At 56.0% G+C, this 12496-nt stretch carries 11 protein-coding genes; 10 read left to right on the forward strand and 1 reads right to left on the reverse strand.

Annotation, left to right across the window (positions count from 1 at the left end):
• Window positions 1–107 precede the first annotated feature (107 nt).
• The 10 genes from serC (at window position 108) to DNK50_RS11830 (ending at window position 11048) form a co-directional block, all read left to right on the forward strand.
• Window positions 108–1193: a 3-phosphoserine/phosphohydroxythreonine transaminase gene (gene serC / locus DNK50_RS11785; RefSeq protein WP_099587337.1), complete on the forward strand. Its 1086-nt coding sequence runs from the start codon at window positions 108–110 to the stop codon at window positions 1191–1193.
• Entirely contained in the window at window positions 1193–2287 is a 1095-nt protein-coding gene (gene pheA, locus DNK50_RS11790) for a prephenate dehydratase (protein ID WP_003172650.1), read from the forward strand. Before serC ends, pheA begins: the two co-directional genes overlap by 1 nt.
• 9 nt (window positions 2288–2296) lie before the next feature.
• The gene (gene hisC / locus DNK50_RS11795) at window positions 2297–3409 is read left to right on the forward strand and encodes a histidinol-phosphate transaminase (RefSeq protein WP_112194152.1); all 1113 of its coding nucleotides are present in this window, start codon (window positions 2297–2299) and stop codon (window positions 3407–3409) included.
• A 28-nt stretch (window positions 3410–3437) separates the two neighbouring features.
• Complete coding sequence (locus tag DNK50_RS11800; protein WP_256595616.1) at window positions 3438–5648, forward strand: bifunctional prephenate dehydrogenase/3-phosphoshikimate 1-carboxyvinyltransferase; 2211 nt, start codon at window positions 3438–3440, stop codon at window positions 5646–5648.
• Window positions 5645–6334, forward strand: coding sequence for a (d)CMP kinase (gene cmk, locus DNK50_RS11805; RefSeq protein WP_099587334.1), 690 nt, complete (start codon window positions 5645–5647; stop codon window positions 6332–6334). Before DNK50_RS11800 ends, cmk begins: the two co-directional genes overlap by 4 nt.
• A gap of 120 nt (window positions 6335–6454) precedes the next feature.
• A complete protein-coding gene (gene rpsA, locus DNK50_RS11810; protein WP_027604177.1) occupies window positions 6455–8140 on the forward strand; it encodes a 30S ribosomal protein S1 in 1686 nt (561 codons plus the stop codon).
• A 158-nt stretch (window positions 8141–8298) separates the two neighbouring features.
• Complete coding sequence (locus DNK50_RS11815) at window positions 8299–8583, forward strand: hypothetical protein (RefSeq protein ID WP_112194156.1); 285 nt, start codon at window positions 8299–8301, stop codon at window positions 8581–8583.
• A gap of 132 nt (window positions 8584–8715) precedes the next feature.
• Window positions 8716–9012 (forward strand): integration host factor subunit beta, encoded by a 297-nt coding sequence (gene ihfB, locus DNK50_RS11820; protein ID WP_003218804.1) that lies wholly within the window; start codon window positions 8716–8718, stop codon window positions 9010–9012.
• A gap of 21 nt (window positions 9013–9033) precedes the next feature.
• Window positions 9034–9252, forward strand: coding sequence for a lipopolysaccharide assembly protein LapA domain-containing protein (locus tag DNK50_RS11825; protein WP_112194158.1), 219 nt, complete (start codon window positions 9034–9036; stop codon window positions 9250–9252).
• Between the two features lie 419 nt (window positions 9253–9671).
• A complete protein-coding gene (locus tag DNK50_RS11830; RefSeq protein WP_112194160.1) occupies window positions 9672–11048 on the forward strand; it encodes a Wzz/FepE/Etk N-terminal domain-containing protein in 1377 nt (458 codons plus the stop codon).
• Window positions 11049–11132: 84 nt separating this feature from the next.
• Here the strand turns inward: DNK50_RS11830 and DNK50_RS11835 are convergent, their stop codons facing one another.
• Window positions 11133–12494 carry a hypothetical protein gene (locus DNK50_RS11835; protein WP_112194162.1) on the reverse strand — a complete coding sequence of 454 codons (1362 nt, stop codon included), beginning with the start codon at window positions 12492–12494 and terminating at the stop codon, window positions 11133–11135.
• Between the last annotated feature and the right edge of the window lie 2 nt (window positions 12495–12496).

Raw genomic sequence — 12496 nt, forward strand, 5'->3', positions numbered from 1 at the left:
ACACACAGGGGGCGGATGAAGATTCGCCCCCTTGTTGTTTGTCCCTTATGAAAGTATTGAAATACCCGTTTATTGCACCACCCCACCAGATCAGAGTGAGATTGGATGTGAGCAAGAGAGCCTATAACTTCTGTGCCGGTCCCGCGGCGCTTCCTGAAGCAGTCCTGCAGCGTGCGCAGGGTGAACTCCTCGACTGGCATGGAAAAGGCCTCTCCGTGATGGAAATGAGCCATCGCAGTGATGAGTTCGTGTCCATTGCGACCAAGGCCGAGCAGGATCTGCGCGACTTGCTGGACATCCCCTCCCATTACAAAGTGCTGTTCCTGCAAGGCGGCGCGAGCCAGCAGTTCGCTCAGATCCCGCTGAACCTGCTGCCGGAAGACGGCACGGCCGACTACATCGACACCGGCATCTGGGGTCAGAAGGCTATTGAAGAGGCCTCGCGCTACGGTCACGTCAATGTGGCCGGCACCGCCAAGCCCTACGACTACTTCGCCATTCCTGGTCAGAACGAATGGAAGTTGTCGAAGGACGCCGCCTACGTGCACTACGTGCAGAACGAAACCATCGGCGGCCTGGAATTTGACTGGGTGCCGGAAGTTGGCGATGTGCCATTGGTGTGCGACATGTCTTCGGACATCCTTTCGCGCCCGATCGACGTGTCCAAGTACGGCATGATCTACGCCGGTGCGCAGAAGAACATCGGCCCAAGTGGCATCCTGGTCAACATCGTCCGCGAAGACCTGTTGGGGCGTGCGCGTTCGCTGTGCCCGACCATGCTCAACTACAAGGTCGCGGCCGACAATGGCTCGATGTACAACACCCCGCCGGCGTTTTCCTGGTACCTGTCCGGCCTCGTGTTCGAGTGGCTGAAAGAGCAGGGCGGTGTCGCCGCCATGGGCAAGCTCAACGAAGAGAAGAAGCGCACCCTGTACGACTTCATCGACGCCAGCGGCCTGTACAGCAACCCGATCAACCTGACCGACCGCTCGTGGATGAACGTGCCGTTCCGCCTGGCTGACGACCGTCTGGACAAGCCATTCCTGGCCGGTGCCGACGAGCGTGGCCTGCTGAACCTCAAAGGCCATCGTTCAGTCGGCGGCATGCGCGCCTCCATCTATAACGCTGTCGACATCCACGCGATCAACGCGCTGGTGGCCTACATGGCAGAGTTCGAAAAGGAACACGGCTAATGTCTGAACAAGAGCTCAAGGCCCTGCGTGTACGCATCGACAGCCTGGACGAGAAAGTCCTGGAACTGATCAGTGAGCGTGCGCGATGCGCCCAGGAAGTGGCACGGGTGAAGATGGCGTCCCTGGCTGAAGGCGAAGTGCCGGTGTTCTACCGTCCCGAGCGTGAGGCTCAGGTGCTCAAGCGCGTGATGGAGCGCAACAAGGGGCCGCTGGGCAACGAAGAGATGGCGCGGTTGTTCCGTGAAATCATGTCGTCGTGCCTCGCGCTGGAGCAGCCGCTGAAGGTGGCTTACCTCGGTCCTGAAGGTACGTTTACCCAGGCGGCAGCCATGAAGCACTTCGGCCACGCGGTGATCAGCAAGCCGATGGCGGCCATCGACGAAGTGTTCCGTGAAGTCGCGGCCGGTGCGGTGAACTTTGGCGTGGTGCCGGTGGAAAACTCCACCGAGGGCGCGGTCAACCACACCCTGGACAGCTTCCTTGAGCATGACATGGTGATCTGCGGCGAAGTCGAGCTGCGTATCCACCACCACCTGCTGGTGGGCGAGAACACCAAGACCGACAGCATCAGCCGCATCTACTCCCACGCCCAGTCCCTGGCCCAGTGCCGCAAGTGGCTGGATGCCCATTACCCGAATGTCGAGCGCGTGGCGGTGTCCAGCAACGCCGAAGCGGCCAAGCGGGTCAAGGGGGAGTGGAACTCGGCGGCGATTGCCGGCGATATGGCCGCAGGCCTGTACGGCCTGACGCGCCTGGCCGAGAAAATCGAGGATCGCCCGGATAACTCCACGCGCTTCCTGATGATCGGCAGCCAGGAAGTGCCGCCGACCGGCGACGACAAGACCTCGATCATCGTCTCCATGAGCAACAAGCCCGGCGCGCTGCATGAGCTGCTGGTGCCGTTCCATGACAACGGGATTGACCTGACGCGCATTGAGACTCGTCCTTCGCGCAGCGGTAAATGGACCTACGTGTTCTTTATCGACTTCATCGGCCATCACCGCGACCCGCTGGTCAAAGGTGTGCTCGAGAAAATCAGTCAAGAGGCCGTGGCACTCAAGGTGCTGGGCTCTTACCCGAAAGCGGTTTTGTGAGGCGTTAACATGAGTGGCAACTTCCTCGCCCTGGCTCAGCCGGGCGTGCAACAACTGTCGCCTTACGTCCCGGGCAAGCCTGTGGACGAGCTGGCGCGTGAGTTGAACCTGGACCCGTCCAAAATCGTCAAGCTTGCGAGTAACGAAAACCCGCTGGGCCCGAGCCCCAAAGTGTTGGCGGCGATTCGTGAAGAGCTGGCCGAGCTGACCCGTTATCCCGATGGCAACGGCTTTGCCCTCAAGTCGTTGCTGGCGGAAAAATGTCGGGTCGAGCTGAGCCAGGTGACGCTGGGCAACGGCTCCAACGACATCCTTGAGCTGGTCGGTCGTGCCTACCTGGCGCCGGGCCTGAATGCGGTGTTCAGTGAGCACGCGTTTGCGGTCTACCCGATCGTCACTCAGGCCGTCGGTGCTGACGCGCGTGTGATTCCTGCCAAGGATTGGGGCCATGACCTGCCAGCGATGCTGGCGGCCATCGATGCCCAGACCCGCGTGGTGTTTATCGCCAACCCGAACAATCCGACCGGCACCTGGTTCGATGAGCAGGCGCTGAACGAGTTTTTGCAGGATGTGCCAGGGCACGTGCTGGTGGTGTTGGACGAGGCCTACATCGAATACGCCGAAGGCGGCGACCTGCCGGATGGCCTGGACTTCCTGGCGGCGTACCCGAACCTGCTGGTGTCGCGCACCTTCTCCAAGGCTTACGGCCTGGCCTCGCTGCGGGTTGGCTATGGCCTGTCCACGGCGGTCGTGGCTGATGTGCTGAACCGCGTGCGCCAACCGTTCAACGTCAACAGCCTGGCCCTGGCGGCGGCCTGTGCGGCGGTGAAGGATGCCGAGTACCTGGAAGAGGGTCGCCGGATCAACGAAAGCGGCATGCTGCAGTTGCAGGCAGGCTTGCGTGAGTTGGGCCTGGGCTGGATTCCGTCCAAGGGCAACTTCATTTGCGTCGACCTCGGCCAAGTGGCTGCGCCTGTGTTCCAGGGCCTGTTGCGCGAAGGCGTGATTGTGCGTCCGGTGGCCAACTACGGCATGCCGAACCACCTGCGTATCACTATCGGTTTGCCGGCTGAAAACAATCGTTTCCTGGAGGCGCTGGCCAAGGTTCTGGCTCGTGGTTGATGTCACTGCATTGCAACCTGCTGTGCCTATGATCGGTCGCCTGGTGGTGGTCGGGCTGGGGTTGATCGGCGGCTCTTTCGCCAAAGGCCTGCGTGAAAGCGGGCTGTGTGGCGAAGTGGTCGGCGTCGACCTGGACCCGCAGTCGCGCAAGCTCGCGGTTGAGCTGGGCGTGGTGGATCGCTGTGAAGCAGACCTGGCGCTCGCGTGCCAGGGGGCTGATGTGATCCAACTCGCGGTGCCGATCCTGGCGATGGAGAAGTTGCTGGCAGTGCTGGCTGGCATGGACTTGGGTCAGGCGATTCTTACGGACGTCGGCAGTGCCAAAGGCAATGTGGTGCGCGCGGCGCAACTGGCTTTTGGCGGTATGCCTGCGCGCTTCGTGCCGGGCCACCCGATTGCTGGTTCCGAGCAGAGCGGGGTGGAGGCGTCCAATGCGCAGCTGTTCCGTCGGCATAAGGTGATCCTGACGCCGCTTGAACAAACCGACCCGGCTGCGTTGGCCGTGGTGGATCGTCTCTGGCGCGCGCTGGGAGCGGACGTCGAACACATGCAAGTCGAACGCCACGACGAAGTGCTGGCGGCGACCAGCCATTTGCCGCATTTGCTGGCATTCGGTCTGGTGGATTCCCTGGCCAAGCGCAACGAAAACCTGGACATTTTCCGCTACGCCGCCGGTGGCTTCCGCGATTTCACGCGGATTGCCGGCAGCGACCCGGTGATGTGGCACGACATCTTCCTCGCCAACCGCGAAGCGGTGTTGCGCACCCTGGACACCTTCCGCAGTGATCTCGATGCGCTGCGCGACGCGGTCGATGCGGGTGATGGTCATCAGTTGTTGGGCGTGTTCACCCGTGCGCGGGTGGCGCGTGAGCATTTCAGCAAGATCCTGGCGCGGCGTGCCTATATGGAAACCGCTGTGAACGTCGATGAGCTGGCCTTTCTCGCCAATCCGGGCGGCCGCTTGAGCGGGCGTATCCGGGTGCCGGGTGACAAGTCGATCTCCCATCGGTCGATCATGTTGGGCTCATTGGCTGATGGCGTGACCGAGGTTGAAGGTTTTCTTGAGGGCGAAGATGCCCTGGCGACCTTGCAGGCGTTTCGCGACATGGGTGTGGTCATTGAGGGCCCGCACCATGGGCGCGTGATCATTCATGGCGTGGGCTTGCATGGCTTGAAGCCAGCGCCGGGGCCGATTTATCTGGGGAACTCGGGCACGTCCATGCGGCTGTTGTCCGGGTTGCTGGCGGCGCAACGCTTTGACAGCGTGCTGACAGGCGATGCGTCGTTGTCCAAGCGGCCGATGAGCCGGGTGGCCAAGCCGCTGCGGGAAATGGGCGCAGTGATCGAGACCGCGCCGCAAGGGCGTCCGCCGCTGACCATTCGTGGCGGGCAGTCGCTTAAAGGCTTGGACTACGCGTTGCCGATGGCCAGCGCCCAGGTCAAATCCTGCTTGTTGCTGGCCGGGTTGTATGCCGACGGCAAAACTGCAGTGACCGAGCCTGCACCGACCCGCGATCATACCGAGCGCATGTTGCGCGGTTTTGGCTATCCGGTGCTGGTGGAGGGCGCTACTGCGTCGGTTGAATCGGGACATGCACTGACGGCTACCCATATTGAAGTGCCAGGGGATATTTCCTCTGCTGCGTTTTTCCTGGTGGCGGCGTCGATTGCCGAGGGTTCCGAGTTGCTGCTGGAGCATGTCGGCATCAACCCTACTCGCACCGGGGTAATCGATATCCTGCGGCTGATGGGCGCAGATATCACCCTGGAAAACCAGCGCGAAGTCGGTGGTGAGCCTGTCGCAGACCTGCATGTGCGTGCTGCGTCGCTGAAGGGTATCGAGATTCCAGAAGCCCTTGTGCCATTGGCCATCGATGAATTTCCAGTGTTGTTTATTGCGGCGGCCTGCGCAGAGGGTCGGACCATTTTGCGTGGGGCTGAGGAGCTGCGCGTAAAGGAGTCTGACCGTATCCAGGTGATGGCCGACGGTCTGCTCGCGCTGGGCGTGAAGTGTGAAGCCACCTCCGATGGGATTATCATTGACGGCGGCCTGATGGGCGGGGGTGAAGTTCATGCCCAGGGTGATCACCGGATTGCCATGGCGTTCAGCGTAGCGTCCCTCAGGGCGACTGCGCCGATTCGTATCCGTGACTGCGCCAATGTTGCTACGTCTTTTCCGAATTTTCTTACACTGTGTGCCCAAGTCGGCATCCGTGTTGCCCAAGAGGCTCAATTGTGAATATCAAATCACCGGTGATTACCATCGACGGGCCAAGTGGCTCGGGCAAAGGCACGATCGCCGGCATCCTGGCCAAGCGCCTGGGCTGGTGCCTGCTGGATTCCGGCGCGCTGTATCGCCTGCTGGCATTTGCCGCACGCAACCATGGCGTGGACCTGACCAACGAAGAATCCTTGAAACTCCTGGCGGCGCACCTTGATGTGCAGTTCGTCGGGGCGACGGAAGGTCATCCTCAGCGCATTATCCTGGAAGGGGATGATGTGACCGATGATCTGCGTAACGAACAAGTGGGTTCCTGGGCCTCCCAAATCGCCGCGCTGCCGGCGGTGCGCGACGCGTTGCTGCAGCGTCAGCGGGCTTTTCAGGAGCCACCGGGCCTTGTGGCAGATGGTCGTGACATGGGCACGGTGGTGTTTCCCGAGGCGCCGCTGAAGATTTTCCTCACCGCCAGCGCTGAGGAGCGGGCGCGCCGCCGCTACTTGCAGTTGAAGGGCAAAGTCGATGGTGTTAGTCTGTCGAGTCTGCTAGATGAGATCCGTGCACGCGATGAGCGTGATACCCAGCGCGCAGTAGCCCCGCTAAAGCCGGCGGCTGATGCCATACAGCTGGATTCCACGGAGTTGTCCATCGAGCAGGTGCTGGAACGCATCATGAGTGAAATCGCCATTCGCGATATCGCCGGGTGATCAAGAAGGCCGCAGGGGACCAGTCATAGTCCTGCGGTGGCTTCTTTTAACTGAAACTGACCCACACCGTCTGGGGTGTGGAGATGGGCGTATTCTTCGCCCTTATCAACAGGAATTAAAATGAGCGAAAGCTTTGCGGAACTCTTTGAAGAAAGCCTAAAAACCCTGAACCTTCAGGCAGGCTCCATCATCACCGGTGTTATCGTTGATATCGATTACCAAGCTCGCTGGGTAACCGTTCACGCTGGTCTGAAGTCTGAAGCTCTGATCCCGCTGGAACAGTTCTACAACGATGCTGGCGATCTGACAATCAATGTCGGTGACGAAGTTCACGTTGCTCTGGACTCGGTTGAAGACGGTTTCGGTGAAACCAAGCTGTCCCGTGAAAAAGCCAAGCGCGCTGAATGCTGGATTGTTCTCGAAGCAGCCTTCGCAGCTGAAGAAGTGGTCAAGGGCGTTATCAACGGTAAGGTTAAAGGCGGCTTCACTGTCGACGTTAACGGCATCCGTGCGTTCCTGCCAGGTTCTTTGGTCGACGTTCGTCCTGTGCGCGACACCACGCACCTGGAAGGCAAAGAACTCGAATTCAAGGTCATCAAACTCGACCAGAAGCGCAACAACGTTGTCGTTTCCCGTCGCAGCGTCCTGGAAGCAGAGAACTCCGCCGAGCGTGAAGCTCTGCTGGAATCCCTGCAGGAAGGCCAACAAGTCAAAGGTATCGTCAAGAACCTCACCGATTACGGCGCATTCGTCGATCTGGGTGGCGTCGATGGCCTGCTGCACATTACCGACATGGCTTGGAAGCGTATCAAGCATCCTTCCGAAATCGTCAACGTTGGCGATGAGATCGATGTCAAGGTTCTGAAGTACGATCGTGAGCGTAACCGCGTTTCCCTGGGCTTGAAGCAGCTGGGCGAAGATCCATGGGTTGCTATCAAAGCTCGTTACCCAGAAAGCACCCGCGTAACCGCTCGTGTTACCAACCTGACCGACTACGGCTGCTTCGCTGAGCTGGAAGAAGGCGTGGAAGGCCTGGTGCACGTTTCCGAAATGGACTGGACCAACAAGAACATCCATCCTTCGAAAGTCGTACAAGTCGGCGACGAAGTGGAAGTTATGGTTCTGGACATCGACGAAGAGCGTCGTCGTATCTCCCTGGGCATCAAGCAGTGCAAATCTAACCCATGGGAAGATTTCTCTGGCCAGTTCAACAAGGGCGATAAAATCTCCGGCACCATCAAGTCGATCACCGATTTCGGTATCTTCATTGGTCTGGACGGCGGCATCGACGGCCTGGTTCACCTGTCCGACATCTCCTGGAACGAAGTTGGCGAAGAAGCTGTTCGTCGTTTCAAGAAGGGCGACGAGCTGGACACCGTTATCCTGTCGGTTGACCCAGAGCGCGAGCGCATCTCCCTGGGTATCAAGCAACTGGAAAGCGATCCGTTCTCCGAGTACGTTCAAGAGAACGACAAAGGCGCCATCGTTAAAGGCACTGTGAAAGAAGTTGACGCCAAAGGCGCCATCATCGTTCTGGCCGACGATATCGAAGCGACTCTGAAAGCCTCCGAAATCAGCCGTGACCGCGTTGAAGACGCGCGCAACGTTCTGAAGGAAGGCCAGGAAGTAGAAGCCAAGATCATCAGCGTTGACCGCAAGAGCCGCGTGATCCAACTCTCCATCAAGTCGAAAGATGAAGTTGAAGAGAAAGAAGCTATCCAGAGCCTGAAATCCGCTCCGGAAGCTGCAACTGGCGAGACCACCATGGCCTCCCTGCTGCGCGAAGCAATGGCTAAGCAGAACTAAGTTCTGTAAAGCTGTAAAAAGGGCGACTTCGGTCGCCCTTTTTTGTGCCTGAAATTCGTTGAATCAACAAGTGAGAACCAAGGCCTACAGCTCAGTGTCAGAGCTGACTATAGTCTTGATAAAAGCACTCTCCTGTTGCTGTTTTAATAAGGTTCCCAATGAACAAGCTTATCGTAGTGTTCTTAGTGGTAATGCTTGCAGGCTGCTCCGCCACCAGCGCCAAAACTCACGCCAGGCGCGGCGTCAGCGGGATTGAAGTCGACTGCTCGGGACTTGGCAATCATTGGGAGAGATGCGAGCAGCGCGCCGCCCGCGAATGCAAGATGCAAGGCTACAAGGTCATCACCAGGTCAAGCGAGGCCAAGGATGAGGAGGGCGACTACCTGTTCGGCTGGAACCCGGCTGGGGCAGTTACTCGCACGATGCTTGTGATCTGCAATTAAGCGCGTTACGTGTTCGCCACGAGTGCTTATTCAGCCAGCAGATAAGTTGATGCATGGGCTGTTCAAATTCATCAAGTCATGCTAAAACCTTCGAAGCGCTTTTCCTAGCTGCTTGAAAAAGAAGGGAAAAATATGACGAAGTCGGAGTTGATCGAACGAATTGTCACCCATCAAGGGCTGCTTTCATCCAAGGATGTGGAGCTGGCTATCAAGACCATGCTTGAACAAATGTCCCAATGTCTGGCTACCGGCGATCGGATTGAGATTCGCGGGTTTGGGAGCTTCTCCCTTCACTATCGCGCGCCGCGGGTTGGGCGAAATCCCAAGACCGGGCAGTCTGTGAGTCTTGATGGTAAGTTCGTGCCTCACTTCAAGCCAGGCAAGGAGTTGCGGGATCGAGTGAACGAAGACGAAGAAGAGGGCGTCTGACGTTTTTTGGGGGAGAAGAGTATGCGTGGGATTAAGCGTGTTGTTGCTGTGTTTTCAACGCTAGTGGTTGTGCTGGTGGTGTTAGCGTTTGTGCTGGAAAATCAACAAGGTGTTTCCCTTTCGTTCCTAGGTTTGTCGACTGAGCAACTGCCGGTATCGGTATACCTGGTGGTGGCGCTGATTCTGGGGATGTTGGTGGGGCCGGTACTTGGCGCTGTGATTCGTTTGCGTCGGTCGTAGATTGACTATGGGGCCTGGCGGCTCTGTGGTTAGGTGAGCACAGCTGCTATCTCTCAAATGTTGTCCTCCAAGTAGCAACCCAGTGGTCGCCCAATCTTTTGATGCTGCGGATCTACCAGTAGTGGGCCTGGAGGTTTCATTGGGCGCTATATTGTTTTCCTGATGCTTTTCGTTTCTTTATCAGTGGGCCGATTTTGAGAGGGTTGTCGTCAGGTAGCTCTGATGCCGCGCGCAAACCAGTCGGTGCTTGTAAAATGCCAGATAAATGGCAAAATGCTAATTGTTCTCGAGTATGGGCATTTCATGTGTGTGATTTGGCAGGTGCGCTAGATTCGGCGTGCATCCATTTTTAACGTACACACAAAAAATTTTGTCTGGATAGCGAGCCCGCAGTTTCTCTTTAAAGGCAGGTTTTTGTTGTGAGTAGCAACTTTCGGGCGCCACCTATTCGATCTTCGGATGAAATAGATCTCGTTGTATTTTTTAAGTCCCTTTGGCCTCAAAAAAAATTACTGCTTCTAATAACGTTGGCAGGTGGGCTTATTGCGGCCTCCTACGCGTTTCTGGCAACTCCGAAGTATGAGATTAGTGCAGTGTTGCGCCCTGCGGCTATCAATGAACTGGATGCGCTGAATCGATCTGAGGTTTACCAGCTGTCACCTGGTGATGCGCTTCTCAAAGTTGGCGCTTCGCTGGAATCATACGATACCCGCTTGGCCTTTTTTAGAGCCAATCAAAATTTATTCGAGAAATTTGTACGGCCTGGACAGACTCTTGAGCAGAGCTTTGAGGCGTTCAACCGCGACTCAATTAATTTGACTATGCCCGACTCGGATAAAAAGACTTCATTGAATGCTTACGTAAAGCTTCACATGACTTATCCAAAGGGTATTGATGGTGTTGCTATTATGAATGGCTTTGTTGATTACGCTATAAGTAATGAGCGAGAGCAAATAGCCGCAGATGTGAATGTTATTGTTAAAAACCGACTCAATGAGATAAAAGGTAAATTTGACTCGGCTCGTTTTAACTACAATGTTGATAAAGAAGCCAAAATTGCTACGTTGCGTGAAGTTGACTCATTGAAGCGCGCGCAATTGCAAGATGAGTTAAAAGCTCTGCGTACTCAATTGAAAGCATTGCGCAACGATCGTATCGATCAGTTGAAGGAAGCGATTGGAATTGCCAAGTCGTTGGGTATACAAAAGCCGACAACACCATCTTCTTTTGGCGAATCGGTTAATGCTGGTGGTGGCAGCGTGATCCGTACCGAAGTCACTAACCAACAAGTCCCTCTGTATTTTATGGGGGTAGACGCACTTAAGGCTGAGCTTGTTGCATTGGACCAGCGTCGGTCGGATGACTTTACTGATCCACGCGTCAGCCAGATTGCCAAGGAGCTCCAGTTACTAGCCTCCAATCGAGAAGTTGAAGTGCTGAATGCACGGAAAAATGAGGATGTTTTTCTCGCGGGCGTTCAGCCATTGCGCGCAGAGCTAGCTCGTTTGAGTAACTTGAACACTGATATGACGGGGCTGAAGTTGGTGACGGTTGACCAGCAAGCTCTTGAGCCGCTAGCGCCAGTTAGTCCCAATCGTATACTGGTCATAGCGCTTGGCCTGTTTGCGGGGTTGGTTCTGGGGATTTGCATTGCGCTCAGCAGACTCATTTTTGGTGCAGGCAGTACCCACGCAAAGATTAGGGCAACAGCCTCTTCAGTGCCGCTGTTGCAGCCTCGAGGGCAGGGTGATGCTGTGTCCGACACTGCTCATGCTGGGCGGTCCCTCAGCAACTGAAGACTGAAGGATGCCTGAATGCGCAATTTCTGCATCCAGGTCTCCTGGATCCCTAAGGTTAACGGGGCTCTCCAGAGTATTTGTTTATATGTCTGCGAAAAGTTTTGAAAATACGGCGTGTTGAATTTGTGCATGCATAAAGTGATAAGTCACGCTGGTGGCTTCGACTTGTGGTGTGGCGCTAATGCGCGTAAATCCGTCCGTCTCAATCAGTGCTTGTCTTAATACAAATCCGCGCACCCAAGGGTCAAAGAACGCATAAGTAGCCCTGTAAAGAGTTTTAATGTCTCGTTGGGCTATGTGCAACCTAGGCGTCAGGGGCGGTAAATAGCTCGCCAGGATTACATCGCCATCATCGATGCCCGGCGCCATGTAAAAACATGTCGCTGAGGTGCGTCCCATCATAAGGTTTGACCATAACACGCAATCGGCGCCACGTACTTCAGGTAAGTGGCCCGGATGAATGTGAATAAACTTCAGAGTAGGAATTTCCAGAAGTTTTTTTGGTACTATCCCGCCTCCAGTGAATAATATTTGTGTTTGCTGGAGTTTGCTCAGGTATTCGTGCAGTACATTGTCTGATAGGTTGTCTATCATTAATGTTTCTATGTGTGGCGAGTATTCGCTCAATTCAACTAGTGCCAACGCGTCGTCGATGACGCTTGGTGGAAATTTCAGTCCGTTTTCAATGGTGCTCCTCATCGCGCGATAGAGTGTATTTTCGTTTTTTTGAAGTGTTGATGACCAATAGTGAATGCTGTTTTTTTGCCGGGAATGTGCGTAGGCCAACTTAAAGTATCTAGGCACGAATCGCCCGATAGGTTTTTGGGTCACCAAATCATTTTTGGATACAAGATGGATTATTTTATCTGGCTTTAATCCCATACTTTTTAGGGTTGCCAAGTAAGCCCTTGCAATGGGTCCTTCCCAAAATAATACGGTTAAAGGCAGCGTGCGGGGGGCAGGGGGGATGATGGTGTTGCTGATTGTCGTAGGGGCAGGGGCGACTGGTTGAAGCGTTGCCAGAAACTGCTGGGCTTGCGTTTTAATCAGGGAAACCAAGGCTGGATCCAAAGTGACGCTCTTTGTCGTCAGGGTATCCAGTAATTTAAGTACGCCATTGAGCCTTTTGACTGCGCTTGGCGTGTCCCGGCTATTGGATAGGCGGCTAAAGTCTTTGAACAGCAGCGCCAACGCTAACGGTTGCAGTGCGTCGGCCAAGGAGTTGGTCGAGGTACGCGCACCGCTCTCTTGGTAGCTCTCGTAGAGGCATCGAGAAATCTCTACGCGCTTTGAGAGGAACTCCATTGCTCGATACTCTTCATCCCCCCAAATGATGGTCTGAGCTGTCGCACGCAACACTGACGCCGTGTCAAAATAAACATCCAGATTGGTAGGCGTATTTAGGGTGGACGCGCAATCGCTGATAAAGCGCTCGATCATCATGG

The organism is Pseudomonas sp. LG1E9, from assembly GCF_003290225.1.
Lineage (GTDB): Bacteria > Pseudomonadota > Gammaproteobacteria > Pseudomonadales > Pseudomonadaceae > Aquipseudomonas > Aquipseudomonas cyclaminis.